This is a genomic window from Priestia sp. SIMBA_032, from assembly GCF_046535215.1.
Taxonomy (GTDB): domain Bacteria; phylum Bacillota; class Bacilli; order Bacillales; family Bacillaceae_H; genus Priestia; species Priestia aryabhattai.
This window is the reverse complement of sequence record NZ_JAWRXD010001480.1, coordinates 1-239: the sequence shown is the minus strand read 5'-3', so window position 1 is coordinate 239 and position 239 is coordinate 1. Positions and strand designations below refer to the sequence as shown.

The window sequence follows — 239 nt, the reverse complement described above, 5'->3', positions numbered from 1 at the left end:
AGCAGATACGTAAGGCAAGCACAGTGTCCTGCCGGTCGATCAACGCGCAAGCGGCCTTCTGGATCAGGATCGGCATGCTGCGCGAATGAGTCCGACGCTGCGCTTCAATGAAATAGCTACCCGCGAACTGAAAGCCGCAGGTGTCGTGGCGCAAGCCGTCAAAGCGTCGTTGGCAATTGCGGACGCAGGGGCGGCTATCGAGGAATTGGAAGGTGACGAAACAGCGCTCGTATCCAGCC

The 239-nt window shown here is 59.0% G+C and carries 1 protein-coding gene; it reads left to right on the top strand.

Going from position 1 to position 239, the window contains the following annotated elements; translation table 11 throughout:
• The first annotated feature begins 5 nt into the window (after positions 1 to 5).
• A complete protein-coding gene (locus SB717_RS40385; RefSeq protein WP_486360825.1) occupies positions 6 to 89 on the top strand; it encodes a TA system antitoxin ParD family protein in 84 nt (27 codons plus the stop codon).
• Positions 90 to 239: the final 150 nt, after the last annotated feature.